27 protein-coding genes are annotated in these 21,577 nt (G+C 59.6%); 20 read left to right on the top strand and 7 right to left on the bottom strand.

What is annotated here, in order from left to right:
• The first annotated feature begins 149 nt into the window (after window positions 1-149).
• The 6 genes from SIB42_RS05590 to SIB42_RS05565 all read left to right on the top strand — a co-directional run bounded on the left by SIB42_RS05590 (window position 150) and on the right by SIB42_RS05565 (window position 4,797).
• Entirely contained in the window at window positions 150-635 is a 486-nt protein-coding gene (locus tag SIB42_RS05590) for an allophycocyanin (RefSeq protein WP_067095786.1), read from the top strand.
• 39 nt (window positions 636-674) lie between these two features.
• The gene (gene apcB / locus SIB42_RS05585) at window positions 675-1,163 is read left to right on the top strand and encodes an allophycocyanin subunit beta (RefSeq protein ID WP_067095780.1); all 489 of its coding nucleotides are present in this window, start codon (window positions 675-677) and stop codon (window positions 1,161-1,163) included.
• 5 nt (window positions 1,164-1,168) lie between these two features.
• Window positions 1,169-1,369, top strand: coding sequence for a phycobilisome linker polypeptide (locus tag SIB42_RS05580; RefSeq protein WP_006851140.1), 201 nt, complete (start codon window positions 1,169-1,171; stop codon window positions 1,367-1,369).
• A gap of 110 nt (window positions 1,370-1,479) precedes the next feature.
• The gene (locus tag SIB42_RS05575) at window positions 1,480-2,748 is read left to right on the top strand and encodes an FtsW/RodA/SpoVE family cell cycle protein (protein ID WP_067095772.1); all 1,269 of its coding nucleotides are present in this window, start codon (window positions 1,480-1,482) and stop codon (window positions 2,746-2,748) included.
• Window positions 2,749-2,836: 88 nt separating this feature from the next.
• Window positions 2,837-3,502, top strand: a complete 666-nt coding sequence (locus tag SIB42_RS05570) for a cytochrome c biogenesis CcdA family protein (RefSeq protein ID WP_067095768.1) — start codon at window positions 2,837-2,839, stop codon at window positions 3,500-3,502.
• Window positions 3,503-3,504: 2 nt separating this feature from the next.
• Window positions 3,505-4,797 carry a cytochrome c biogenesis protein ResB gene (locus SIB42_RS05565; RefSeq protein WP_067095764.1) on the top strand — a complete coding sequence of 431 codons (1,293 nt, stop codon included), beginning with the start codon at window positions 3,505-3,507 and terminating at the stop codon, window positions 4,795-4,797.
• Here the strand turns inward: SIB42_RS05565 and queF are convergent.
• On the bottom strand, window positions 4,769-5,179 hold the full coding sequence (queF, locus tag SIB42_RS05560; RefSeq protein WP_067095761.1) for a preQ(1) synthase: 411 nt from the start codon (window positions 5,177-5,179) through the stop codon (window positions 4,769-4,771). The genes SIB42_RS05565 and queF overlap by 29 nt on opposite strands.
• 163 nt (window positions 5,180-5,342) lie before the next feature.
• Here queF and SIB42_RS05555 point away from each other — a divergent pair, with 163 nt between their 5' ends.
• From SIB42_RS05555 to SIB42_RS05545, 3 genes are all read left to right on the top strand, one after another.
• On the top strand, window positions 5,343-5,690 hold the full coding sequence (locus tag SIB42_RS05555; RefSeq protein WP_413328542.1) for a DUF4278 domain-containing protein: 348 nt from the start codon (window positions 5,343-5,345) through the stop codon (window positions 5,688-5,690).
• A gap of 70 nt (window positions 5,691-5,760) precedes the next feature.
• Window positions 5,761-5,988, top strand: coding sequence for a hypothetical protein (locus SIB42_RS05550; RefSeq protein WP_067095758.1), 228 nt, complete (start codon window positions 5,761-5,763; stop codon window positions 5,986-5,988).
• 32 nt (window positions 5,989-6,020) lie between these two features.
• Complete coding sequence (locus SIB42_RS05545) at window positions 6,021-6,359, top strand: P-II family nitrogen regulator (RefSeq protein ID WP_067095755.1); 339 nt, start codon at window positions 6,021-6,023, stop codon at window positions 6,357-6,359.
• A 17-nt stretch (window positions 6,360-6,376) separates the two neighbouring features.
• Here the strand turns inward: SIB42_RS05545 and SIB42_RS05540 are convergent, their stop codons facing one another.
• Window positions 6,377-7,204: a TlyA family RNA methyltransferase gene (locus tag SIB42_RS05540; protein ID WP_067095986.1), complete on the bottom strand. Its 828-nt coding sequence runs from the start codon at window positions 7,202-7,204 to the stop codon at window positions 6,377-6,379.
• 98 nt (window positions 7,205-7,302) lie between these two features.
• Between SIB42_RS05540 and SIB42_RS05535 the strand changes: the two genes are divergently transcribed.
• The 4 genes from SIB42_RS05535 to fumC all read left to right on the top strand — a co-directional run bounded on the left by SIB42_RS05535 (window position 7,303) and on the right by fumC (window position 10,415).
• Window positions 7,303-7,518: a hypothetical protein gene (locus SIB42_RS05535; RefSeq protein WP_067095752.1), complete on the top strand. Its 216-nt coding sequence runs from the start codon at window positions 7,303-7,305 to the stop codon at window positions 7,516-7,518.
• Window positions 7,519-7,579: 61 nt separating this feature from the next.
• A complete protein-coding gene (gene purB, locus SIB42_RS05530; protein ID WP_067095749.1) occupies window positions 7,580-8,875 on the top strand; it encodes an adenylosuccinate lyase in 1,296 nt (431 codons plus the stop codon).
• Between the two features lie 15 nt (window positions 8,876-8,890).
• A complete protein-coding gene (locus tag SIB42_RS05525) occupies window positions 8,891-8,998 on the top strand; it encodes an adenylosuccinate lyase (protein ID WP_067095746.1) in 108 nt (35 codons plus the stop codon).
• 19 nt (window positions 8,999-9,017) lie between these two features.
• Window positions 9,018-10,415 carry a class II fumarate hydratase gene (fumC, locus tag SIB42_RS05520; protein WP_067095744.1) on the top strand — a complete coding sequence of 466 codons (1,398 nt, stop codon included), beginning with the start codon at window positions 9,018-9,020 and terminating at the stop codon, window positions 10,413-10,415.
• Window positions 10,416-10,426: 11 nt separating this feature from the next.
• On the opposite strand, the gene SIB42_RS05515 is transcribed toward fumC, so the two are convergent.
• Complete coding sequence (locus SIB42_RS05515) at window positions 10,427-13,201, bottom strand: DEAD/DEAH box helicase (RefSeq protein ID WP_067095740.1); 2,775 nt, start codon at window positions 13,199-13,201, stop codon at window positions 10,427-10,429.
• Window positions 13,202-13,274: 73 nt separating this feature from the next.
• On the opposite strand from SIB42_RS05515, the gene SIB42_RS05510 reads away from it, so the two are divergent.
• From SIB42_RS05510 to bioA, 6 genes are all read left to right on the top strand, one after another.
• On the top strand, window positions 13,275-14,423 hold the full coding sequence (locus SIB42_RS05510) for an aminotransferase class I/II-fold pyridoxal phosphate-dependent enzyme (RefSeq protein WP_067095738.1): 1,149 nt from the start codon (window positions 13,275-13,277) through the stop codon (window positions 14,421-14,423).
• The gene (locus SIB42_RS05505) at window positions 14,423-15,163 is read left to right on the top strand and encodes an alpha/beta hydrolase (RefSeq protein ID WP_067095983.1); all 741 of its coding nucleotides are present in this window, start codon (window positions 14,423-14,425) and stop codon (window positions 15,161-15,163) included. Before SIB42_RS05510 ends, SIB42_RS05505 begins: the two co-directional genes overlap by 1 nt.
• Window positions 15,163-15,924: a methyltransferase gene (locus SIB42_RS05500; RefSeq protein ID WP_067095736.1), complete on the top strand. Its 762-nt coding sequence runs from the start codon at window positions 15,163-15,165 to the stop codon at window positions 15,922-15,924. Before SIB42_RS05505 ends, SIB42_RS05500 begins: the two co-directional genes overlap by 1 nt.
• Complete coding sequence (bioD, locus tag SIB42_RS05495) at window positions 15,921-16,592, top strand: dethiobiotin synthase (protein WP_067095733.1); 672 nt, start codon at window positions 15,921-15,923, stop codon at window positions 16,590-16,592. Before SIB42_RS05500 ends, bioD begins: the two co-directional genes overlap by 4 nt.
• Entirely contained in the window at window positions 16,589-16,744 is a 156-nt protein-coding gene (locus tag SIB42_RS05490) for a hypothetical protein (protein ID WP_197459896.1), read from the top strand. The genes bioD and SIB42_RS05490 overlap by 4 nt, the downstream gene beginning before the upstream one ends.
• Before the next feature lie 336 nt (window positions 16,745-17,080).
• Complete coding sequence (gene bioA / locus SIB42_RS05485; protein ID WP_067095728.1) at window positions 17,081-18,391, top strand: adenosylmethionine--8-amino-7-oxononanoate transaminase; 1,311 nt, start codon at window positions 17,081-17,083, stop codon at window positions 18,389-18,391.
• Between the two features lie 23 nt (window positions 18,392-18,414).
• Here bioA and SIB42_RS05480 read toward each other — a convergent pair whose 3' ends face one another.
• Complete coding sequence (locus tag SIB42_RS05480) at window positions 18,415-18,681, bottom strand: DUF3143 domain-containing protein (protein WP_231856424.1); 267 nt, start codon at window positions 18,679-18,681, stop codon at window positions 18,415-18,417.
• Window positions 18,623-19,150, bottom strand: a complete 528-nt coding sequence (locus tag SIB42_RS05475; RefSeq protein WP_067095725.1) for a J domain-containing protein — start codon at window positions 19,148-19,150, stop codon at window positions 18,623-18,625. Before SIB42_RS05475 ends, SIB42_RS05480 begins: the two co-directional genes overlap by 59 nt.
• 60 nt (window positions 19,151-19,210) lie before the next feature.
• Here SIB42_RS05475 and SIB42_RS05470 point away from each other — a divergent pair, with 60 nt between their 5' ends.
• Window positions 19,211-19,975 carry a 16S rRNA (guanine(527)-N(7))-methyltransferase RsmG gene (locus tag SIB42_RS05470; protein ID WP_067095722.1) on the top strand — a complete coding sequence of 255 codons (765 nt, stop codon included), beginning with the start codon at window positions 19,211-19,213 and terminating at the stop codon, window positions 19,973-19,975.
• On the opposite strand, the gene SIB42_RS05465 is transcribed toward SIB42_RS05470, so the two are convergent.
• Together SIB42_RS05465 and SIB42_RS05460 are read right to left on the bottom strand one after the other, a co-directional pair.
• Window positions 19,951-21,159: an aldo/keto reductase gene (locus SIB42_RS05465; protein WP_067095719.1), complete on the bottom strand. Its 1,209-nt coding sequence runs from the start codon at window positions 21,157-21,159 to the stop codon at window positions 19,951-19,953. The genes SIB42_RS05470 and SIB42_RS05465 overlap by 25 nt on opposite strands.
• Window positions 21,159-21,557, bottom strand: coding sequence for a ferredoxin (locus tag SIB42_RS05460; protein ID WP_067095715.1), 399 nt, complete (start codon window positions 21,555-21,557; stop codon window positions 21,159-21,161). Before SIB42_RS05460 ends, SIB42_RS05465 begins: the two co-directional genes overlap by 1 nt.
• Window positions 21,558-21,577 lie beyond the last annotated feature (20 nt).

Raw genomic sequence — 21,577 nt, 5'->3', positions numbered from 1 at the left:
ATACAACATCTGATGGCATTCCGACTCGGATCTCCGCGATTCGAGGCACTGCGGCCCTTAAGCTGCTTCACGATCTCAATCGAGATCACCACACCACTCACCGGATATCGGCCTCCTACGGGTGGCTGCTTGCTTCGAGGTAGAACTGCATGAGCATCGTCTCCAACTCGATCATCAACGCGGACGCCGAAGCCCGCTATCTGAGTCCAGGAGAACTGGACCAGATCAAGGCGTTCGTCAGCGGAGGCCAACGTCGCCTGCGAGTCGCTCAGGTTCTCAGTGAGAGCCGTGAACGCATCGTCAAGACTGCAGGCGGACAGCTCTTTCAGAAGCGTCCTGATGTCATCTCTCCTGGCGGCAACGCCTACGGAGAAGCAATGACCGCAACATGTCTGCGGGACATGGATTACTACCTCCGTCTTGTGACCTACGGCGTAGTCGCTGGTGACGTGACCCCGATCGAGGAGATCGGCGTGATCGGAGCCCGTGAGCTCTACCGATCCCTCGGAACTCCCCTCGAGGCCATGGCAGAAGCCGTTCGTGAGATGAAAACCGTGGCAATGGGCATCCTTAGTGGTGCTGATGCCGAGGAAGCCGGCTTCTACTTCGACTACGTGGTGGGCGCTCTCGCCTGATCACCGGAACCAACGCCCCTTCACGTCACTCCTGAGTCCATGCAAGACGCGATCACCAACGTCATCAACAAGTCCGACGTCCAAGGTCTCTACCTGGATACGGCATCCATGAGCAACCTCGAGAGCTACTTCGCAAGCGGTGAGCTGCGCGTGAAGGCTGCCGCTACCATCAGTGCGAATGCTTCCGCCATCATCCGCGACGCTGTGGCCAAGGCGCTCCTGTACTCGGACATCACCCGTCCTGGTGGCAACATGTACACCACCCGCCGCTATGCAGCCTGCATCCGCGATCTGGATTACTACCTGCGTTACTCCACCTACGCCATGCTCGCTGGCGACACCTCCATTCTTGATGAGCGTGTGCTCAATGGTCTGAAAGAGACCTACAACTCCCTGGGAGTCCCCATCGGAGCAACAGTTCAGGCGATTCAGGCCATGAAAGAGGTCACCGCCTCACTGGTCGGCCCTGATGCTGGCAACGAGATGGGTGTGTACTTCGACTACATCTGTTCCGGTCTCGGCAACTGAGCCCCATGCGGTTGTTCAAAGTCACCGCCTGCATCCCCAGCCCTGAGAAGGTTCGGACGCAGCGCGAATTGCAGAACACCTTCTTCACCAAGTGGGTTCCCTACGACAGCTGGTTCGCTGAACAACAGCGCATCCAGAAACAGGGTGGACGCATTATTAAGGTGGAGCTCTGCACCGGCGGGCAACAGGTCAACGTCGGCAACTGAAATCCAATTCAAAGGTGTGTTCAAACCCGGCCTCTGGTCGGGTTTTTTGTTGTGATCCCTTGGCAAACCGGCCTAAGGACGGCTCAATACATGCAACACCTCCGATCGTTTTGAGCAGCCCCACCGTGATCTCCAAAAGGAGTCGATCCTCACGTCAGGGCACCCTGCGGGAACAGCAGAAGGCTGCTGCTGAATCCAAGCCTTTCTGGGAGCGGTTTCTTCCGCTCGACTGGTCGCTCTGGCCTGCGGAAGCACGCCTGCTGCTGACACTCTCGGCCATCTGGAGCCTGGCAGGCCTGCTGGTGCTCGCGTCAGCCAGCTGGTGGGTCGCGGCCCGTGAACAAGGAGAAGGGGCGTACTACGTCAAAAGGCAGCTGGTGTGGATGGCAGCCAGCTGGAGCCTGATGTCATTCACCGCATCGATCAATTTGCGGCGCTGGTTGAAATGGGCGGGGCCCGCACTCTGGATTGGCTGCCTATTGATTGCAGCGACCCTGGTAATGGGAACCACCGTGAACGGCGCCAGCCGCTGGCTGGTGATCGGCCCAATTCAGATTCAGCCTTCCGAACTCGTGAAACCGTTTGTAGTGCTGCAAGCTGCAAACCTGTTTGCACACTGGAAACGGACCGGGCTGGATCAGAAGCTGCTTTGGCTGGGCAGTTTTGGGATTCTGGTGCTGCTGATTCTCAAGCAACCCAACCTGAGCACAGCTGCGTTAAGCGGCCTTCTGATCTGGCTAATGGCCTTCTCAGCAGGACTTCCGCTGTTTCAGCTGTTCGGGACGGCCATCGGAGGAGCACTGCTGGGCACCGCCAGCATCCTGATCAACGAATACCAACGTCTACGCGTGATCTCCTTTCTGAATCCATGGAAGGATCCGCAGGGTGATGGATATCAACTCATTCAAAGCTTGCTGGCGATTGGCTCGGGCGGGGTTTTCGGCCAGGGCTTTGGTCTCTCGACCCAGAAACTTCAATATCTGCCGATTCAGAGCACCGACTTCATCTTCGCGGTCTACGCCGAAGAATTCGGACTGGTGGGCTCCTTGCTGCTGCTTCTCTTCCTGATGTTGATCGGCTATTTGGGACTGCGCGTTGCCCTCCGATGCCGCAGCAATCAGGCCAGGCTCGTTGCCATCGGTTGCGCGACACTCTTGGTAGGCCAATCGGTGATGAACGTGGCCGTGGCATCCGGAGCAATGCCGACCACCGGACTGCCACTGCCGTTGGTGAGCTATGGAGGCAACTCACTGCTTTCGAGTTTGATGATCGTGGGACTTCTGATCCGCTGCTCTCTGGAATCCACAGGCTTGATCGGTGGGCGAGGCCAAGCTCAACGACTGGCATCGGATCAACGCCGTTCACGCCCTGATCGATAGGCTGAACTCCGAGTTTTTCTGAACCGGCTTCACCATCGCCTTCCTCGACCTGGCACTGTCCGATCTGGCCCAAAGCGGTGAAGACCTACTGAACCATGCACTTCAGCAGCCTGGTCCGCTCAGTCTTGGTGCCGTTCTGGTCGTGGGAGCCCTCACCAGCCTTGGACCGTGCTCACTGTCGCTGCTGCCGGTGACGCTGGCGTACCTAGCCGGATTTGAAAGCGATCAACCTGCTTGGCAGCGAAGCCTTGCATTCTGCGGAGGCATCGTGGGGGCCCTGGTGATGCTGGGCAGCCTAAGCGGACTGCTGGGTGGCATTTACGGCCAGGTGCCTGGTCTGATCCCCACCCTGGTTGCGTTGCTGGCCGTGGTGATGGGGCTCAACCTGCTTGGAGTTGTGCGACTGCCCCTGCCGGCAGGCCCAGATCCCAATGCCTGGAGCCGCAAGGTGCCAGCACCGCTGGCACCGATTGCCGCTGGCCTGGCCTTCGGTCTTGCCGCTTCTCCCTGCACTACTCCTGTGTTGGCCGTTCTTCTGGGCTGGATTGCCAGCAGTGGCAACGTAATCACAGGACTGGTTTATCTCAGCAGCTTCGGAATCGGCCAGGTGCTGCCTTTGCTGCTTGCTGGAAGCATGGCGGCGTCCCTTCCCAAGCTCATGGCGATGCGCTCGATCAGTCGCTGGATCCCCAGCATCAGTGGTGTCGTGCTGCTCACGATCGGCACGCTCACTTTGCTGACGAGGCTGGTCTAAGCATGCGTTTGTTCAAACGATTGCTGGCAGTGCTCTCGAGCCTGCGTCTGGCCATTCTGCTGTTGCTGCTGATTGCACTGGCCAGTGCCGTAGGCACGATCATCCCTCAGCAAGAAGCACCTGAGCTCTACCTGGAACGCTTCAATGCCGACCCATGGCTGGGATTGATCAACGGAAACCTGATGCTGCAAGTGCAGCTCAATCACGTTTACTCAAGCGTCTGGTTTCTCTCGCTGTTGGCACTGCTCGGGCTGGCACTCACCTTGTGCAGCTGGAGGCGTCAATGGCCGTCACTGAAAGCGGCTCTGCGCTGGACGGATTATTCCCGCCCACGCCAACTGAGCAAACTGGCCCTGGCAGAGACCGTCGCCTGCAGCGACAGCAGCGCCGCACTGAATGATCTGGCCTTGGAGCTCAGAGAACAGGGATGGAACGTGAGACAGCAGAACGGTCGACTCGCCGCCCGACGAGGCGTCATCGGTCGCGTGGGCCCTTTGCTGGTTCATACAGGTCTGGTCCTGCTGCTAATTGGAGCAGCCTGGGGTGCACTGGCAGGACAACGGCTGGAGCGATTTCTCGCCCCTGGACGCTCACTTGATCTGCTGAGTCCAGCCGGCGAGAACAGACTGAGCCTCACCCTGCAGGATTTCGCCATTGAGAGAGATCCCGCAGGCCGACCGGAACAATTCAGCTCGACCTTGCTGCTCAGCCCTCAAGGGAATCAACAAGAGGAACGAACGATCAGCGTGAATCATCCTTTGCGATATCAGGGCATCACCGTTTACCAAGCGGACTGGTCGCTGGCGACGATCACCGTGCAGCTTGGCCGCAGCCCCTTGCTGCAACTGCCATTAAGCAACTTTCCAGAACTTGGCGACCAGATCTGGGGACTGGTTCTCCCCACACGTCCAGATGGGAGTGAACCGGTGTTCCTCAGCACCGGCAGTGAACAAGGTCCCGTGCAGGTGTTTGATTCAGACGGAAGTTTGATCACCAATCTCAGACCCGGTGGAGACGGGGCTGAGGTGCGAGGACTGCCGCTGAGAGTGGTCGAGATCATGCCGGCCAGCGGACTGCTGCTCAAGCGTGATCCAGGCGTGCCACTGGTTTATGCAGGCTTTGCGATCACGCTGCTAGGGGGTGGGCTGAGCATGGTGGCCACACGTCAGATCTGGGCTGTTGCTGAGACACAGCAAGCCAAGCTTCACGTCGGCGGCCTTTGCAATCGAAACCTTGCGGGCTTTGCCACAGAGCTTCCCCTGCTAATTAACAGGGTTGGCGCTCTCCATGGCTGACGCGCACCACAGTGTGCACGTTTCCGCGGGGATAGAAATCAGCCTCCAACTGCATCCAAACCGGATCGCAAGCCTCAACCAAGTCATCGAGGATTCGATTGGCGACCTCTTCGTGGGAGATGGTGCGATTCCTGTAACTGTTCACGTAGAGCTTGATGGCCTTCAGCTCAACGACCCGAGGCCCGGGTTGATACAGAAGTCGAAGCACAGCGAAATCGGGGTAACCAGAGAAAGGACAGAGACAGGTGAATTCAGGCAGCTCGATCGAGACCTCATAGGCACGGCCCTGGCGAGGATTCTCAAAACAGATCAGCTCTGCATCGGCAATGGCCCGTTCCCCATAAAGGGGAGTTCGGGTGGTTTCCGCGGGGGATGCACTCATGGTCGAGAGACGACACAACGGTTTGTGAAGACCTTAAAACCCGACATGAGTGTCGCAAGCGCAGAACAGACCTTGGAAATTCACGATTTCGAGCCTTGATTCATTCCAAACTGTTCACCATGAACAACATTTATGCGGTAGTAATGCATTGAAGGACAAATCGTTGAGCTCGGGCCTGCTCTTACAGACCTCTTCAGCCGGAACTAGCCACCCGCGTGGCGAAGCAACGCTCCTTCCCACGAAGCGGTCCCGATCAACGATCGGAGCACTCACCACCCTCTTCGATGCCACTCCTATGACCACTACACAACGCACCTATCGCGGCATCCCCTACAACCCGGCGCAGCATGAGCGCCTAAGCCCAGCCAGGGTTGATCACACCTATCGCGGTCAGCACTACGACGCGCCTCTTTGCCATGCAGCGGCGGCTGAGTCAACCGTGGAACTCCATTACCGCGGCAGCGTTTATCAGCACCGCCGCGAACAGGCCAAGAAGCCACTCAACTCCTGATTCGGTATCAACGCGTACATCCGTAAAAGCATCGGCAAGCCGTAATGGGGTTGTCGACTGAGGCTTCTACATGGATCTCCGCTTGCTCGCTGAAGGCCCTTCCTTCCGGTTGGTCCCAGCCAGCGTTCATGGAATCCTCTGGCTTCAGACCCATTTCGAATCCGAGCACTGGGAACTCCTCGCCGAAGGTCACGTGATTGTGAGTCGGACGGACGCTGAAACACTGATGTTTGACGCCTCTGCAGCCGGCCTGAGCATGAATCCACTTCCTTCCCTGATCCCTACCCAACACTCCTGAGCTCTTAGCTTGTCAAAAGCCGGATAACAGCAATGAAAAAAGTCGAAGCGATCATCCGCCCTTTCAAGCTTGAAGACGTCAAGCTTGCATTGGTGAATGCGGGAATCGTCGGGATGACCGTGAGCGAAGTCCGTGGTTTCGGCCGCCAGAAAGGGCAGGTTGAGCGTTATCGCGGTTCGGAATTCACAGTGGAATTCCTGCAGAAGCTCAAAATCGAGGTGGTCATCGACGATGCTCGTGTTGACACCGTGGTCAATGCTATTGCCGAAGCCGCGAAGACCGGTGAAATCGGAGACGGCAAGATTTTCATCTCACCGGTTGACACCGTGGTTCGGATTCGTACAGGCGATCGCGACGGATCAGCGCTCTGAATCAAGTGCTGCTGCCATCACTCACTCAAGGTTGCTGAGACCAGCTTCTCAATCATTGGAGTGTCGACCTCGTGGTCGATGTAAGAGGTCAACCACAGCAGATATTCATGGTTACCGGCTGGTCCGGTCAGGGGAGACGCCACCAGCCCCGATGGCTTCCAGCCAAGCGGCTGAGCTGCTTCGATCACATCGTTAATGGCATCAATGTGGGCCGCTGGGTCACGCACCACACCGCCTTTACCGACCCTCTGCCGTCCAACCTCAAACTGAGGTTTCACCAACACGATGGCCTCGCAGTCCTTGGCATCAAGGCCCTCAGTGATCATCAGACCACGCAGAGCTGGAAGTACTAACGAGAGCGCGATGAACGACACATCGGCCACGGCCAGTGTCGGGCGTTGATCGGCTTCCCCATACAGCTCCTCGGCTGTCAGACGCCTCAAGTTGGTTCGTTCACGCAAGACCACCCGCTCATCGGTGCGCAGGCTCCAGGCGGTCTGGCCGTAACCGACATCAATGCCATAGACACGGCTAGCGCCGTGCTGCAGCAAGCAATCGGTAAAACCACCAGTTGAAATTCCACCATCGAGACAGACGCGTCCGCTCACCTCAACGGGGAAGACCTGCAAAGCACCCAGTAGCTTCTCTCCACCCCTTGAAACGAATCGCGGCGGTTGCTCCACCTGAACCAGCGACTCTTCCGCCACTTCCTGGCCAGGCTTCTCAAGACGCTGTCCATGAACATCACGAACCTTGCCGGCACGAATCAATCGCTGGGCCTGCTGGCGTGATGCAGCCAGGCCCAAAGTGAGCAGATGCAGATCCAGTCGGCGTTTACGAGCCATTTCTTCATAAAAGCAGAGGCGAAATCCGAACAAACCTGCGTGGTTCTCCAAGGAACCCAGACAACTCCTTGAGGATCGATCCGAACCGCAACACGGTTATGTCCGCCAAGCAGCAGCCACGGCACCGCCCCAGACCTCTCAACGTGGTGGAACTCCTGCATCCCGGAACCTTCGTCACCATCGAAAATCACCCCAACGATCTCCCCCCCTTCCAAGTGATCGAATGTCGAGGTGGACGCTGCACGGTTCGACAACAAGCGTGGGGACAGCACGTGCAATGGGAAGTGGAACATCGGCGCCTGCGTTCTGCCTGAGAACCTGGAAACGAACCTGCGTCACCGTATGGTCGAGGATTGACCGTTTGTCTGCGATCCCTTGATCGAGCGCTACACCTTGCCCGAAATGGGCGCGATCTGGACCGATCAGGCCAAGTACCAGAGCTGGCTTGATGTTGAAGTGGCTGCCTGTGAGGCCAACTGCAGCCTGGGACGCGTTCCCAACGAGGCCATGGAGAACATCCGCAGCAAGTCGGCTTTTGAGCCAGCACGGATCCTCGAAATCGAAGCGGAAGTGCGTCACGACGTGATCGCCTTTCTCACCAACGTCAACGAGCACGTCGGCGATGCAGGTCGCTACATCCACGTAGGAATGACCAGCAGCGATGTGCTGGACACCGGTTTGGCCTTGCAGCTCAAGGCTTCCGTCGTTCTGCTGAGGAATGAACTCAGCGCCCTCGACGCGGCCATAACCAAACTGGCGTCTGAACACAAGTCCACCGTGATGATCGGGCGTTCCCATGCCATTCATGGTGAACCGATCACATTTGGCTTCAAGTTGGCTGGCTGGCTGGCCGAGACCCGCCGCAATGCCGAGCGACTCGAACGGCTGGAGCGGGATGTGGCCGTGGGTCAGGTGAGCGGAGCCATGGGCACCTATGCCAACACTGACCCAGAGGTGGAACGTCTCACCTGCGATCGGCTGGGCCTCACCCCCGATACCGCGAGCACCCAGGTGATCTCTCGCGATCGACATGCCGATTATGTCCAGACCCTGGCACTGATCGGCGCCTCACTGGATCGCTTTTCCACTGAAATCCGCAACCTTCAGCGGACGGACGTGCTCGAGGTGGAAGAGAGCTTTGCCAAAGGTCAGAAAGGCAGCTCGGCCATGCCGCACAAACGCAACCCCATTCGCAGTGAACGCATCAGCGGTCTGGCCAGAGTGCTGCGCAGCTATGTCGTCGCCGCATTGGAGAATGTGGCGCTCTGGCATGAGCGGGATATCAGCCACAGCTCAACCGAGCGAATGATGCTCCCCGACTGCTCGGTGACACTGCATTTCATGCTGCGGGAGATGACAGCTGTGGTGGCAGGTCTAGGGGTGTACCCCGGCAACATGCTCCGCAACATGAACGTGTACGGCGGCGTGGTGTTCAGCCAGCGGGTGCTGCTCGGGCTGGTGGATGCAGGTATGAGCAGGGAAGATGCCTATCGAGTGGTGCAGCGCAATGCTCACAGCGCCTGGAATAACGATGGGGGGGATTTCCGCCGCAACCTTGAAGCTGATCCGGAAGTCACAGCCAAGCTGAGCCCCCAGCAACTAGACGATTGCTTCAGCACCGATCTACACCAGGCAAATCTGGGGGTGATCTGGGAACGCCTTGGGCTTTGAGGCCTGGTCTGAACCATGTTCTGGACCCCCTATGCAGACTGGATTTACGTGGTCGTCAGCGTCAGCGGCATGCTGCTGATCATTTTCCTCGTGCTCAGACCCGAAGCGGGTCCACGTTCTTAACGCATTCACCTGCCCTGCGATGTCAGAAGCGACCAGGATCGAACACGACAGCATGGGAGCCGTGGAAGTGCCCGCAGAGGCTCTCTGGGGAGCGCAAACACAACGGTCTCTGAAGAACTTCGACATTGCGGACGACCTCTTACCTGCGGAGCTGATTCATGCTCTCGCCCGCATCAAACAGGCAGCAGCAAGCGTGAATGCTCGCCTCGGCGTCATCAGTGAGAGCGACTGTGCCGCCATCGCGACGGCGGCTTCAGCGATTGCAGACGGTCAGCATGATGATCAGTTCCCCTTGCGCGTCTGGCAAACCGGCAGCGGCACCCAGACGAATATGAACGTCAATGAGGTGATCAGCAACCTGGCGGCTCAGGCTGCCGGTGAGCCGCTTGGCAGCCACCGGCCCGTGCACCCCAATGACCATGTCAACCGTTCCCAATCCACAAACGACGCCTTTCCTGCGGCAATTCACGTGGCAGCCGCCGCAGGTGTCGAACATCGACTGCTTCCTGAACTCGATCGATTGATCGATGTTTTCGCAGCCAAAACCGAGCTCTGGAAAGACCTTGTGAAGATCGGCCGCACCCATCTGCAAGATGCGGTTCCGCTCACCCTTGGACAGGAGGCTTCAGCGTGGCGCGACCAGATCGCGGCCGCCCGCGCTCGCGTTGCATGCAGTCTCGCGGAGGTCTATCCATTGCCACTCGGCGGCACCGCGGTGGGAACGGGCCTGAATGCTCCCGATGGTTTCGCCGAACAGGCTGCTCAGGAACTGGCGCAACTCACGGGACTCGCTTTCAGCTCAGCCCCCAACAAATTTGCTGTGATGGCAAGCCACGACGGGCTAGTCCATGCGATGGCACAGCTGCGCCTGCTTGCCGGGAGCTTGCTGAAGATCGCCAATGACATCCGCCTTCTGGCCTGTGGTCCGCGCGCAGGACTCGCTGAGTTGCATCTGCCCGAGAACGAGCCGGGAAGTTCAATCATGCCGGGCAAAGTGAACCCAACCCAGTGCGAAGCGATGGCCATGGTTTGCACTCAGGTGATCGGCCTGGATGCTGCAGTGGCGATGGCCGGAGCTGGCGGCCACCTACAGATGAATGTCTACAAGCCGCTGATCGGCTTCAATCTGCTTCGATCGATCACCCTGCTCACGGATGCCTGCCGCTGCTTCCGGGTGGCCATGGTCGAGGGAATCGAACCGAACAGGGCCAGGATTCAGCGTGATGTTGAGCAGTCCCTCATGCTGGTGACACCTCTGGCTCCGATGATCGGGTACGACAAGGCCAGTTCAATTGCGAAATACGCCCATGAGCAGGGTCTGAGCTTGCGCGATGCGGCTCTGGACCTTGGCTATGTCAGCGCTGAGGACTTCGACCGCATCATCGATCCCGCTGACATGGCACGTCAGCAGGGCTGAAGAAACCGCTATCAGGCGGCCCGTTCCGTAGCGGGATTGAGACCCTCTGACTCCGCTGCGGCAGCCTTCTGCAAATCATCAGCTTCGGCAACAGGAAAACGGTTGATCGCCTTGAGGGCCTGACGGGCATGGCTGCGTAGCTGCTCACTGATCGCTTCGCAGTAGGGAACCTGTGCCAACAGATCCACCGTGCGGCGCATGATCCGCACCACATCACCTTCATCCAGAGAGGTGTTGGCAATCAGGTCATTCCAGGCCGTGCCACTGGCCCATGCCGCCACCAGTCCCATCAGCTCGGGCTCCCACCAGGCCGGGACAACAACCTGATGACGTTCCTGTGCGCGCAGCAACTCACGTCGCAGACCGGAGAGGTCGTGCAGTGCCTCCTCGGCACGGGGTGGCGCTGGGAATCCGCTCCAGAGGTCCGGACGGTTCACCTCCGTGCTGATCGCTTCAAACACGGCGGCCAGCTCTGACGGCGGCAGATCATCAAGGTGACCGCTCATCAGGGCCAGACCAAGCCAGAGTTCGTTGTCGCCTCGGAGAGCCGCCACGGTGCGACCGATCTCCGTGGGTTCGAGCTCATCAAGAGCTGCGAAGTGCTGAAGGATCTCCATCAGAGCGAGAAAGGTCTCCCAGTGACGGTTGGCGCGATGGTGAAGCAGTTGCTGCCGCTCAGTGATCTCCAGCTCCAAGTCCTCCATGCGCCGACGGTGCTTCTTAAGTTGCTTTCGATCTCCCCAGCGATGGGCGGGGTGAGCTTCCAGATCGGCTTCAAGGGTCTGCACCGTCTGCGCCTGGGAGAGCACTTCTCCTGCCAGGTCGTACTGAGGGGTCGTCATGTCATGGCGCTGAGCCATATGCCCCACTGCCAGAGCCAGACCACCGCTGCTCTGATCCCCATGGCGGAGCTCACCGGAACGACCGAGTTCTGGAGCTAAGACGCCATCCACTTGCAGACAGCTCAGCTCCGCATGCAGGCTCACCACCGCCTGACAGGGCAACATCAACCAAACGTTGTCGATGGTGAGGCAGAGCAGCAGCGGGAACTGTCCCGGCCCCTCGCACTTCTCCACGATCACCGCCGGAGTAACGCCACCACGCAGTTGCGGGGCCTTCAGGCTGACCAGCGTTCCGACGCTCGCAAACTGCAGAGCCAGCGTGAGCTCATGCGCCAGGGTTTCCTCGGCCTGTTGCTGAAGGATGCGCATCAGTCGCCGCTCTTCACGCAGTCGCCCACGCCGTTTTTCGTAGTCCTCGAAGTCTTCCCACGGCACATCACCGGCCGACCCCTGCAACTGCCCAAGCTGCAGACGCAACTGCTCAAGGATCTCCTCCTCCTCGACCAAGTCCAAACTGGCCAGATAGCGGCCGAAACTGCGTTCCACCAGCTCGCGCGCCTTGGCCAGATCATGGCGCTGCAGCAGGTTGAGGACCATCCCATAACTGGGGGTGAACTGGCTCACCAGCGGATCTGGAGGACTCGTTGCCAGCTGACCGGCTTCGCGAACTCCTTCGAAACGGCTCTGCACCGTGACCACATAGCCTTGGTAGTCGAGTCCACGCCGTCCTGCTCGACCAGCCATCTGCAAAAACTCACTGGCCATCAAGGGGCGATGGCCACGCTCTGTGCGTTTGGACAGTGACGCAATCACTGTGGTGCGCGCGGGCATATTGATGCCCGCCGCCAGTGTTTCTGTGGCAAAGACCACCTTCACCAGACCTTGCTGGAACAACTCCTCAATCAGCTCCTTCCAGGCCGGGAGGACTCCTGCATGGTGCGCAGCAATGCCACGCAGCAGGGCATCAGCGTGAATGCCATCGCGAACAGCTTCAGGATTGGCTGATGTGTAGGCGTTGAGACGCTCACGGATTCGGGCCTGCTCCGCCTCGGTTACCAAGCACTGCACCCCCAGGTCGCGAACGGCCTTATCGCAACCACGACGACTGAAGATGAAGTAGATGGCTGGCAACATGTCGCGCTCGGCCATCTGGGCCACCACAAAGCTGATCGGTGGCGGTTCGGGCTGCGGAGGCCTGGGGGAACGGCCCTTGCGCTTGTATCCCTTGGGAGCTCGCCAGACCTTGCAGTTGGGATGAAGGCCTGTGCCCTGCTCATTGAGCAACGGGTGCAGCCCCTTGGCACTGCAGAATCCGAAATGCAATGGCACAGGCCGAAAGTCACTCAGCACAAGCGTGGTGGGACCGTGCACCTTTTCGATCCAATCAGTGAGCTGCCCGGCATTGGCCACCGTGGCCGAGAGCGCCACGAGCTGGACAGGCGGCGGTGAGTGAATGATTGATTCCTCCCAAACGGTGCCGCGCTGAGAGTCATTCATGTAGTGGCACTCATCCAGCACCACGGCCTCCACGTCGGCGAGTGGATCGTCGTGCTCGTCCGCCTCGGCATAGAGCATGTTCCGGAAGATCTCCGTGGTCATCACCACGATTGAGGCATCCCTGTTAACGCTCAGATCACCGGTCATCAGGCCCACGTTCTCCGCACCGAATTGCTCTCGGAAATCGCGCAGCTTCTGGTTGGACAGAGCTTTCAGTGGTGTGGTGTAAAAAACTTTCTGGCCATGTGCCATGGCGCGGTGGATGGCGTACTCACCGATCAGGGTTTTTCCAGATCCTGTGGGCGCACTGACTACCACGGAATGGCCTTGGTTCAGAGCGTCGATCGCCTCCAGCTGAAAGTCATCCAGCGGAAAAGGAAACAACTGCGACGGATCCGGCGACCCTCCCTGCACGGGCTCTGAAGGCTGGTTGTCTTGATCCGCCATGAGTCAATCCTAGGGACGCCGCCAAAAGGGCAGTGCATCCCCAACACGATCGGCGTGGACCGAGACTGCATGCATGAGCACTTCTTCGGCCCGTCTCCGTCAGCTGCGCACCTGGTCGCCTGCCAGGAAGCAGGAGCTTGTGCAGGCCGTCACCGCTGGTTCGGCATGTGGCCCGGAGCTGTTTGACTTGGCGAGCAACGATTATCTGAGCCTCTGCCGGCATCCTTCCCTGATCGCCGCGGCCGAGGCGCAATTGCGATGCAGCGGCGTAGGAGCAGGCGGCTCACGGCTGGTGAGCGGCAGCCGCCCTGTGCATGACCAATTGGAGTCAGAGCTGGCGCAATGGCTCGGCCGCGAAAGAGTGTTGCTATTCCCAAGCGGGTTTCAGGCCAATCTTGCGGCGGTTAAAGCCCTGGCAAACAGGCATACCACCGTTGTCGCGGATCGGCTGATTCATCACTCACTGCTGGTGGGCGTGCAAGCCAGCGGTGCCCGACTCCGGCGTTTTGTCCACAACGATCTTGAATCGCTGGAGCGTCTGATGCTGCGCTGTCGCAGCGAGCATCCAGACGCGCACCTGCTGGTAATCACTGAAAGCCTGTTCAGCATGGAAGGCACCAGTCCAAGGGTGCATGAGCTGGCAACACTCTGCGAGCGCCATAACGCGAGCCTGCTCCTGGATGAGGCCCATGCCCTCGGTGTACTTGGCGAAGGAGGCCGTGGCCTCGGCTTTGGAGAACGGAGAGTGACGATGCTCAGCGGCACCTTCGGCAAGGCTTTCGGCAGCGGCGGAGCCTTCCTGGCCTGCAATGGCGAGCTTGGAGAGCAATTGCTTCAGGAAAGCGGAGCCTTCCGATACACAACTGCACTAGCACCACCCCTGGCTGCAGCAGCTCTTGCCGCTCTGGAGCTGATGCGGAACAACCCCGACTGGGGCCAGACACTGGTGCAACGCAGCAACACCTGGCGTGACCGCCTCGTCGACGCAGGCTGGGCGCGACCGACAGGTGGCGGGCCGATCGTGCCACTGCTCGTTGGAGAGGATCAGCGATGTCTGAATTTGCAACGCCATCTCGAACTCTCGGGCCTTTTAACCGCTGCAATCCGCCCACCCACCGTTCCGGAAGGCAGTGCCCGGCTACGTCTGGTTCTGCATCGCCTCCTTCCCGATGAGACATTGGAATCACTGCTGAGGGCCCTGTCAGATGGCCAGGTTTGCTGATGAAACAGGTCATCGCCATGCATGGCTGGAGCAGCGACAGCACAGCTTGGGCTCCATGGGAGCGTCATTTCAGCCATCGCGGCTGGCTCTGGCAAAGCGGCGAACGCGGCTACGGCAACAGGCGATCTTGCAATCCAAACTGGGCAGAGCCAGCCAGCGGCGGCACAAACCCATACAAGGCCAGGCAGCGCAGGGTCGTGATCGCCCATTCCCTCGGCCCCCATCTTCTGGAACCCTCTGTGCTGAACCAGGCCACGGATGTGGTGCTGCTCGCCAGCTTCGGGCGATTCGTTCCGCAGGGGCTGGAGGGGAGGGCGTTGCGCACTGGCCTTCGGGGCATGCAGAACGCGATCGGCAGTCCCGGAGAGGCCACGATGCTCAGAACCTTCCTGAAACGCGCAGCGCAACCCGCTGATCTGTGCGGTCTGCCACTTGGACCGGAACAGCACGGACTCTCCCAGCGTGGGAGGGACTGTCTGAAAGATGATCTTGAGCGCCTGATCAAAACCTCGGGCCTGCCAACGGGCCTGCCAAAAACCGCCCGTGTGCTGGTAGTAGATGGGATGGATGATGCGATCGTTGCGCCGGCAGCAAGCCGTGAACACCTTTTAGCTCTCACGAGCCACCTGCAGGATGCGCCCGAGCAATGGCAGCTCCAGGATGTCGGTCACGCACTGCTGGTCCCGGATCTGCTCGTGCGGGTCCAGCAGTGGCTGGATCACAACAGTCGAGCAAACTGATGGCCCCCATCGACAACTGGGGCGACAAAGTCCTCAGCCGTTTCAATCAGTCGGCGCAGAACTACAACGCCTCAGCAACGCTGCAGCATGCTGTGGCCGGACAGCTGGCGAACCATTGCAGACAACAGGCCGTCCCCAGAGGACTTTGGGTCGACCTCGGCAGCGGCACCGGACACCTGGCTGAGGCGCTGGAAGCCCGGCACCCAGGGCAACGTGTACTGCGTGTGGACGGCAGCGAGGCCATGCTTCGCCAACAACCGCTCTCCTCCAAAACCCAGCAATGGGATCTGAGAGGACCGTTGCCACGATGGCCTGAGGCTCCCAGTCTGCTGGCATCAAGCTTCTGTTTGCACTGGTTACCGACACCCGGTGAGGTGATCCGGCATTGGCTGCATCAGCTGGCTCCGGGGGGATGGTTGGCGGTAGCACTGCCGGTCGAAGGTTGCTTCCCTCAGTGGCATCGGGCCGCGGAAACCACCGGCATCCCCTGCACAGCTCTTGCCTTCCCAGCGATGGAAGCCTTGCTCCGATGGGTCAGGGCGGATCAGATCAGGATGCGGGAAGACATGCACTGCAATGCTGTAGCTCCAACCCTGCCCAAGCTGCTGAAACCGCTGCGCAAGGTTGGAGCGGACTGCAGCACGCAGCCGTCGCTGCCGGTTCGAGACTGGCGCATACTGCAGCAGGCCTGGCCCGATCATGATGGTGCGGGACAGCTCAGACTCACCTGGGTGATCCAGTTGCTGCTGATCCAAAGATGAGACCGAGCTCAGCTGCACTGCGCCTTGTGGTCTGCGGCACCGACACGGATGTGGGCAAAACAGTGGTCAGTGCACTGCTGGTCCAGGGGCTCAATGCTGTGTATTGGAAACCGGTGCAGAGCGGTCTGGAGGACGGCGGTGATCGTGAGCGTGTGGTGGAGCTGATCGACCTTCCCTCCGATCGCTGGATCGCCGAGACCTATGCCTTCCAGGCAGCTGTTTCACCCCATTGGGCAGCGGAACTCGAAAACAGACGCCTTGATCCGACGCAACTGACGCTTCCAGCTACGGGGAACAGGCCACTGGTGGTGGAGACCGCCGGCGGACTGCATGTCCCACTAACTCGCTCCTTGCAGCAGATCGATCAGCTGCAGGAGTGGATGCTGCCCATTGTTCTGGTGGCCCGCAGCGGGCTGGGCACACTGAATCACACCCTGCTCAGTCTTGAAGCGCTACGCAACCGCAAGATCCCTGTGGTCGGCTTGATTCTGAATGGGCCTGCCCATGCCGACAATCCGCGAACTCTCAGTGAGATTGGCGATGTTCCTGTGCTGGCGGAACTGCCCCCCCTGCATCCTCTCAACGCGGAAACTCTGCGCCATGCATGGTGCGACCAAGGCCTCGGCCCTAAGTTCGAGGCATTTGCGAACCATCCGGACAACCGATGACAAGCCGTCAGACTTGGGCCACAGTTGCCGTTGCGCTCCTCTGCGGCGGCATCCTAGTGCTGTTCACCGATGTTGAAGTGCAGCTTGTGCGCTGGTTCAACTGCGGGCCGATCGCAACCCTCGGAGAACAAGACAGCAACGTCTGCAAGTAGAGAGCTCAGGCAATGATTTCAACCCATGGGTCGAGATCTCAAAGGGCATCTGCCCATAAGTAGGGCCACGTGGCGCACGGCCATGGACAGAGTCCATCCCTGACGAAGCTGTTCATGAATCTGTTCAATCTGGGAGGGTGACCAGCCACGCATTTCAAGCCGCGCCTTGATCGAGGGCCATCCACCTTCAAAAAAAATGCTTCGACAACCATCGCTGCCAGGTCCACAGCGAGGGCGCTGCAAAGCCGGCTCCACAAATCGATTGGATGTTGACCGCACTCGATGGTTGTCTGTCTGATTCATGGCCATAGCTGGCCTCGCAGTCCTGCGCCCATGATGACCACAGGCCTTCAAGCGTGCCCAGTGTCACGGAACCATCACCCCAACCTCTGGCCACCCTTCACGTCGATCACCACCACGCCGGCTCTGGAGCAGGTGGTACGCGGTGAGGGGGCCCTGCTCTATCGAGCTGAAGGACCACCTCTGATTGATGCGATCAGCAGCTGGTGGGTCACGCTTCACGGCCATGCCAACCCGGTGGTTGCTGCTGCAATCGCTGAGCAGGCCGCCACGCTTGAGCAGGTGATCTTCGCGGAATTCACCCATCCTCAAGCGGAACGACTGGCATCACGCCTGGCCCAGCGAACTGGACTGGATCGTGTTTTCTTCTCGGACAACGGCTCCACCGCGGTGGAAGTAGCCCTCAAAACAGCCGTGCAGTGGTGGCACAACCGCGGCGAACCACGCCAGCAACTCATCGCATTCGATGGGGCTTATCACGGCGACACCTTCGGAGCGATGGCGGTCGGAGCACGCAGTTTGTTTAGTGAACCGTTCGATCCAATGCTGTTTCCGGTGCGACGGGTTCCCTGGCCCCAGACCCACTGGAATGACCAAACGGTAGAAGCCAGTGAACAGAGGGCTCTTGATGACCTGGCACTGGCTCTGCAAACGCCCACCGCGGCGGTGATTCTCGAACCGCTCATCCAGGGTGCTGGCGGCATGCGCATGGTTCGGCCTCAGTTTCTGCAGGCCGTGGAACAACAGGTCAGACGCGCCGGCAGCCTGCTGATCGCCGACGAGGTCCTTGCCGGTTTTGGTCGTTGCGGCCGCCTGCTGGCATCCCAGCGAGCGGGAATCCAGCCGGATCTGGTGGCACTATCCAAAGGACTCACCGCCGGATTCCTGCCGATGGGCATCACGATGGCCAGCGAAGCAATCTTTCAGGAATTCCTCGGCAGCGATCCAACCAAAACCCTGTGGCATGGTCACAGCTTCACCGCCAACCCACTCGGCTGCGCAGCGGCCAATGCCAGCTTGGATTTGCTCGAAGCGGACCCTGCCTGTCATGAGCAGTTTGAACAACGCCATCAAGTCAGGCTGGAGCGGTTGGCCGACCATCCCAGGGTGCAACGCGTCAGGCTCTGCGGCACCATCGCCGCCTTTGATCTCGTCACCGACGGTGAGCAGGGGTATCTCAATCCTGCAGGCAAGGTGCTCCGCGGCCTCGTGAGAGATCAGGGCGTGCTGATCCGTCCCCTCGGGGATGTGGTTTATCTGCTGCCGCCGCTCTGCATCAGCGACGACCAGCTGGATCAGTGCTACGACGCTCTTCACAGTGGGCTGGATGCTCTGCCTGGCCGATGAGCCCTGGTCGAAACCACTGATGCTCACGGACCAAGACGGAGTGCAGCTTCCACATCCTCTCGTGTCAGGCCATAGGGGTAGGAACAGGAGCGGGTTGGCTGCTCCGAAGTCCAGATCACTCCAAGATCCTGCTGATCGAGCCTCAGCAGTGCACTCCAGGCTGGCTGCTCCCAGACCCAGTCGCAGGGGTCCTGATCACTGCGGGTGGCGCCCAGCGACTGCAACCACTGCTCAAGTGCCCGCAGGGAATGCTGGTTGAGCGGCGTGTCCGCTGAAGGAAGTGATGCCATCGGAATCACCGGGCTGCGCATCCATGAGCTGAGTCTGCTCCTCCACTAGCCAACTCGGCTGCACCTGAAGTTCAAGTCCTCGGCTCCAGGCCACACCAACGCCAAGCAGCAGACAAAGCAGCAAAGACCCCAGTAACAAGAGCAGTGAGAGCCATTCACCACCGGAGAGGGGACGACGCTGACCGATCGCATGAGGAACCGGCAGGGAAGGCATCACGGTCTGATGTATCGCGTCCCTTTCCCGCAGCGCAGCGTCGTACACACGACGACGACGTGGATCGGCGAGCTGCTCATACGCTTCTCGCAGCAGCCGAAATTGGCGAGCCGCATCCTGTGCCGGCAAACGGGTGGTGTCTGGATGCACCGCCTTGCTCAAGCGACGGAAGGCCTGGCGCAAAGAATCAGCATCAGCACTGCGAGAAACACCCAGTCGCTCGTAATAGGTGATGTCCTGAGCCTGAGGGGCCATTGCGTTGAGCAGCACCTGGGCTTCAACGCCATTCTAGAAAGGTGTGACGGTTAGGCCGCCATGCCGGACACATCGCCGTTCGCCAATCCGGGAACCGAGCTCTGGAAATTGCTCGGATGGAGCCCTGATGCCGGACAGCTAAGACAGTTCATTGAGCTTCAGCAGCTGCTTGAAGACTGGAATAGCCGCGTCAATCTCACCCGGCTGGTGGAGGGGGAAGATTTCTGGATTGCTCAGGTTTTTGACAGCCTCTGGCCTCTGTTACCCGAGCTGATGAGCCCAGACACTGCTCGCCGCTGCATCGATGTGGGCACAGGCGGAGGCTTCCCTGGCCTGGCTGTGGCGATTGCTCTTCCAGGCGCTGAGCTGACCCTGGTGGATTCAGTGGGACGCAAGACAGCGGCCGTGGCTGCAATGGCGAAGTCGATGGGCTTCGGCAATCGGGTGCTGGTCCGCACAGAACGGGTGGAACGCACGGGTCAAGATCCCAGCTGTCGAGGCATGTTTGATCTTGCGATGGCCCGTGCCGTGGGCGCAGCTCCGGTGGTGGCGGAATACCTCGTGCCGTTGTTGCGCAGGAGCGGAGAGGGCTTGCTCTATCGCGGGCGCTGGCACGATACGGATGACATGGCGCTCCAATCAGCACTGAAGCCGCTGAGAGCTCGCTCTCTAAGGCTGCAACGCATGGAACTGCCCTGCGAGCGAGGAGCTCGCACCCTGGTCAGGATTGGTCCTGAAGCAGCAACACCCAGGGCCTACCCACGGGCCACAGGCATGCCCAGCAAAATGCCCCTCGGGGTTCAAGCCGACGACAGTCGCTCCTGAACAGAGCCGCCCGCCCGCTCACGCAGGCTGCGCAGAAGGCTGGGAATACGGTCCCTCCAGGGACTGTCATTCAAAACCGACAACAGCAGCTCCTCACTCACGCTGGCATCAAGCGCATCGGCATTGGCTCCCGGAAACCAATGACCGGCACGACCCAGCAAGCCGTAACGCGCCTTGACAAAGCCCTCCAGATCCCATGCCTCAAGCAGGTTGTGCAGCCAAAGCAGCATCGGCAGGTTGATCTCCCCTGGTGTGTCCTGCCATTCGGGCAATCCCTCTCTCCAACTTGTCAGCCAAGAGGCACCAAGGGCATCGCATTCCGCAAGTCGAAGGCGAGATTCGATCGGCGCCACCAACTCCTCCGCCTGATCCAGCAGGGAAACCGCCTCGAGATGCAGATCAAGGTCTTGGGGACGTGCAGCACCAAGGCTCAACGTGTGCACCCGCGAATCACGGAGGCAGAAGAGATCATTGAACACAATCGGATGCAAGGGTTGCGTGAGCTCCAGCAGACGGGGACCGGGTGTGTGCAGGTGCCCACCCTTATCGGTGGGACTGATGATGAACACGCCCATGTCCTGACGACTGGCTGCTGCGATCGCCGGCTCGTTGTCCTGACGGATGAAGTACCAGTGCAGGTTCACGTAATCGAAAACGCCCGTTTCGATGGCATCAACAATGAGATCGGTGTCTCCATGGGTGGAGAAGCCCACATGACCGATCCGGCCTTGGGCCTGCCAGCGACGCACGACATCAAGGCAGCCTCCGGGTCGGATCGTCTGATCGAGATGGGAATGGAGATTAATGCCATGAATCGAAAGCAGATCCACACGATCCACATCGAGACGGGTGAATGAAAGTTCAAGATCAGCTTCGAAAAGCGCCGCATCTGACTGAGGTGGAACCTTGGTCTGCAGGATTCGCGATGGATCAGGACAATCCGGCAGGGCCCAGCCGAGCTGTCGCTCTGAACTGCCGTAGTGGCGGGCGGTTTCCACATGATGAAAACCCTTCTGCACTGCTCGTTTCAGCGTGCTCTGCAACAACTGCTGGGATTGAGCTGTGATCGCATCGGCCTCAAGATCACTCCAGCTCTGCTGAAAGCGCATGCCTCCCAGTGACAGCACTGGCATTGAAATCTCGGTGCGCCCGAAGCGACGGGTTGGCAGATCGGAACTCCCCATCAGCCGTGATGAGTGTTACGAGGAAGCTGACGACGTGGTCGAGCTGGAGACGGAACACCCATCGGCAGCAGTTCCTGAGCATCCAGCTGACGCTTGAGCCCTGGCAGATCATTAAAAGCAACCCAGTGGATGCAGTCCACAGGACAGGTCTCGATCGCTTCCTGGATGCAATCAGAGGTATCGCCATCCTGACGAACTGCCCTGGAGCGCCCGAGATGAGGCTCAATCACAAAGGTGTTCGTGGCCACATGCGCGCAGTAACGGCAACCAATACAGGCCGCTTCATCAACCCACACCGCCTTGGGCTGAAGCCTGCCGCCCAGAACAGGCTCCAATCCTGTCCGCTCGTCTTGATCAAAAGACGTTGCGACATAGGCGACAGCCGCTGGATTGTTCACAGGATTAACCTTCTGGACAA

The sequence above is a fragment of the Synechococcus sp. MIT S9508 genome (assembly GCF_047303045.1).
GTDB lineage: Bacteria > Cyanobacteriota > Cyanobacteriia > PCC-6307 > Cyanobiaceae > Synechococcus_C.
This window is presented reverse-complemented; position numbering and strand designations above follow the sequence as displayed.

Coding starts and splice junctions, on each gene's coding strand:
- SIB42_RS05590 (WP_067095786.1), top strand. CDS start 150: ATGAGCATCGTCTCCAACTCGATCATCAACGCGGACGCCGAAGCCCGC.
- SIB42_RS05525 (WP_067095746.1), top strand. CDS start 8,891: ATGTTCTGGACCCCCTATGCAGACTGGATTTACGTGGTCGTCAGCGTC.
- bioA (WP_067095728.1), top strand. CDS start 17,081: ATGACCACAGGCCTTCAAGCGTGCCCAGTGTCACGGAACCATCACCCC.
- SIB42_RS05550 (WP_067095758.1), top strand. CDS start 5,761: ATGGATCTCCGCTTGCTCGCTGAAGGCCCTTCCTTCCGGTTGGTCCCA.
- SIB42_RS05580 (WP_006851140.1), top strand. CDS start 1,169: ATGCGGTTGTTCAAAGTCACCGCCTGCATCCCCAGCCCTGAGAAGGTT.
- bioD (WP_067095733.1), top strand. CDS start 15,921: ATGAGACCGAGCTCAGCTGCACTGCGCCTTGTGGTCTGCGGCACCGAC.
- SIB42_RS05510 (WP_067095738.1), top strand. CDS start 13,275: ATGAGCACTTCTTCGGCCCGTCTCCGTCAGCTGCGCACCTGGTCGCCT.
- SIB42_RS05490 (WP_197459896.1), top strand. CDS start 16,589: ATGACAAGCCGTCAGACTTGGGCCACAGTTGCCGTTGCGCTCCTCTGC.
- SIB42_RS05535 (WP_067095752.1), top strand. CDS start 7,303: ATGTCCGCCAAGCAGCAGCCACGGCACCGCCCCAGACCTCTCAACGTG.
- SIB42_RS05480 (WP_231856424.1), bottom strand. CDS start 18,681: ATGGCATCACTTCCTTCAGCGGACACGCCGCTCAACCAGCATTCCCTG.
- SIB42_RS05500 (WP_067095736.1), top strand. CDS start 15,163: ATGGCCCCCATCGACAACTGGGGCGACAAAGTCCTCAGCCGTTTCAAT.
- apcB (WP_067095780.1), top strand. CDS start 675: ATGCAAGACGCGATCACCAACGTCATCAACAAGTCCGACGTCCAAGGT.
- SIB42_RS05545 (WP_067095755.1), top strand. CDS start 6,021: ATGAAAAAAGTCGAAGCGATCATCCGCCCTTTCAAGCTTGAAGACGTC.
- fumC (WP_067095744.1), top strand. CDS start 9,018: ATGTCAGAAGCGACCAGGATCGAACACGACAGCATGGGAGCCGTGGAA.
- SIB42_RS05475 (WP_067095725.1), bottom strand. CDS start 19,150: ATGGCCCCTCAGGCTCAGGACATCACCTATTACGAGCGACTGGGTGTT.
- SIB42_RS05465 (WP_067095719.1), bottom strand. CDS start 21,159: ATGGGGAGTTCCGATCTGCCAACCCGTCGCTTCGGGCGCACCGAGATT.
- queF (WP_067095761.1), bottom strand. CDS start 5,179: ATGAGTGCATCCCCCGCGGAAACCACCCGAACTCCCCTTTATGGGGAA.
- SIB42_RS05540 (WP_067095986.1), bottom strand. CDS start 7,204: ATGGCTCGTAAACGCCGACTGGATCTGCATCTGCTCACTTTGGGCCTG.
- SIB42_RS05565 (WP_067095764.1), top strand. CDS start 3,505: ATGCGTTTGTTCAAACGATTGCTGGCAGTGCTCTCGAGCCTGCGTCTG.
- SIB42_RS05515 (WP_067095740.1), bottom strand. CDS start 13,201: ATGGCGGATCAAGACAACCAGCCTTCAGAGCCCGTGCAGGGAGGGTCG.
- SIB42_RS05470 (WP_067095722.1), top strand. CDS start 19,211: ATGCCGGACACATCGCCGTTCGCCAATCCGGGAACCGAGCTCTGGAAA.
- SIB42_RS05505 (WP_067095983.1), top strand. CDS start 14,423: ATGAAACAGGTCATCGCCATGCATGGCTGGAGCAGCGACAGCACAGCT.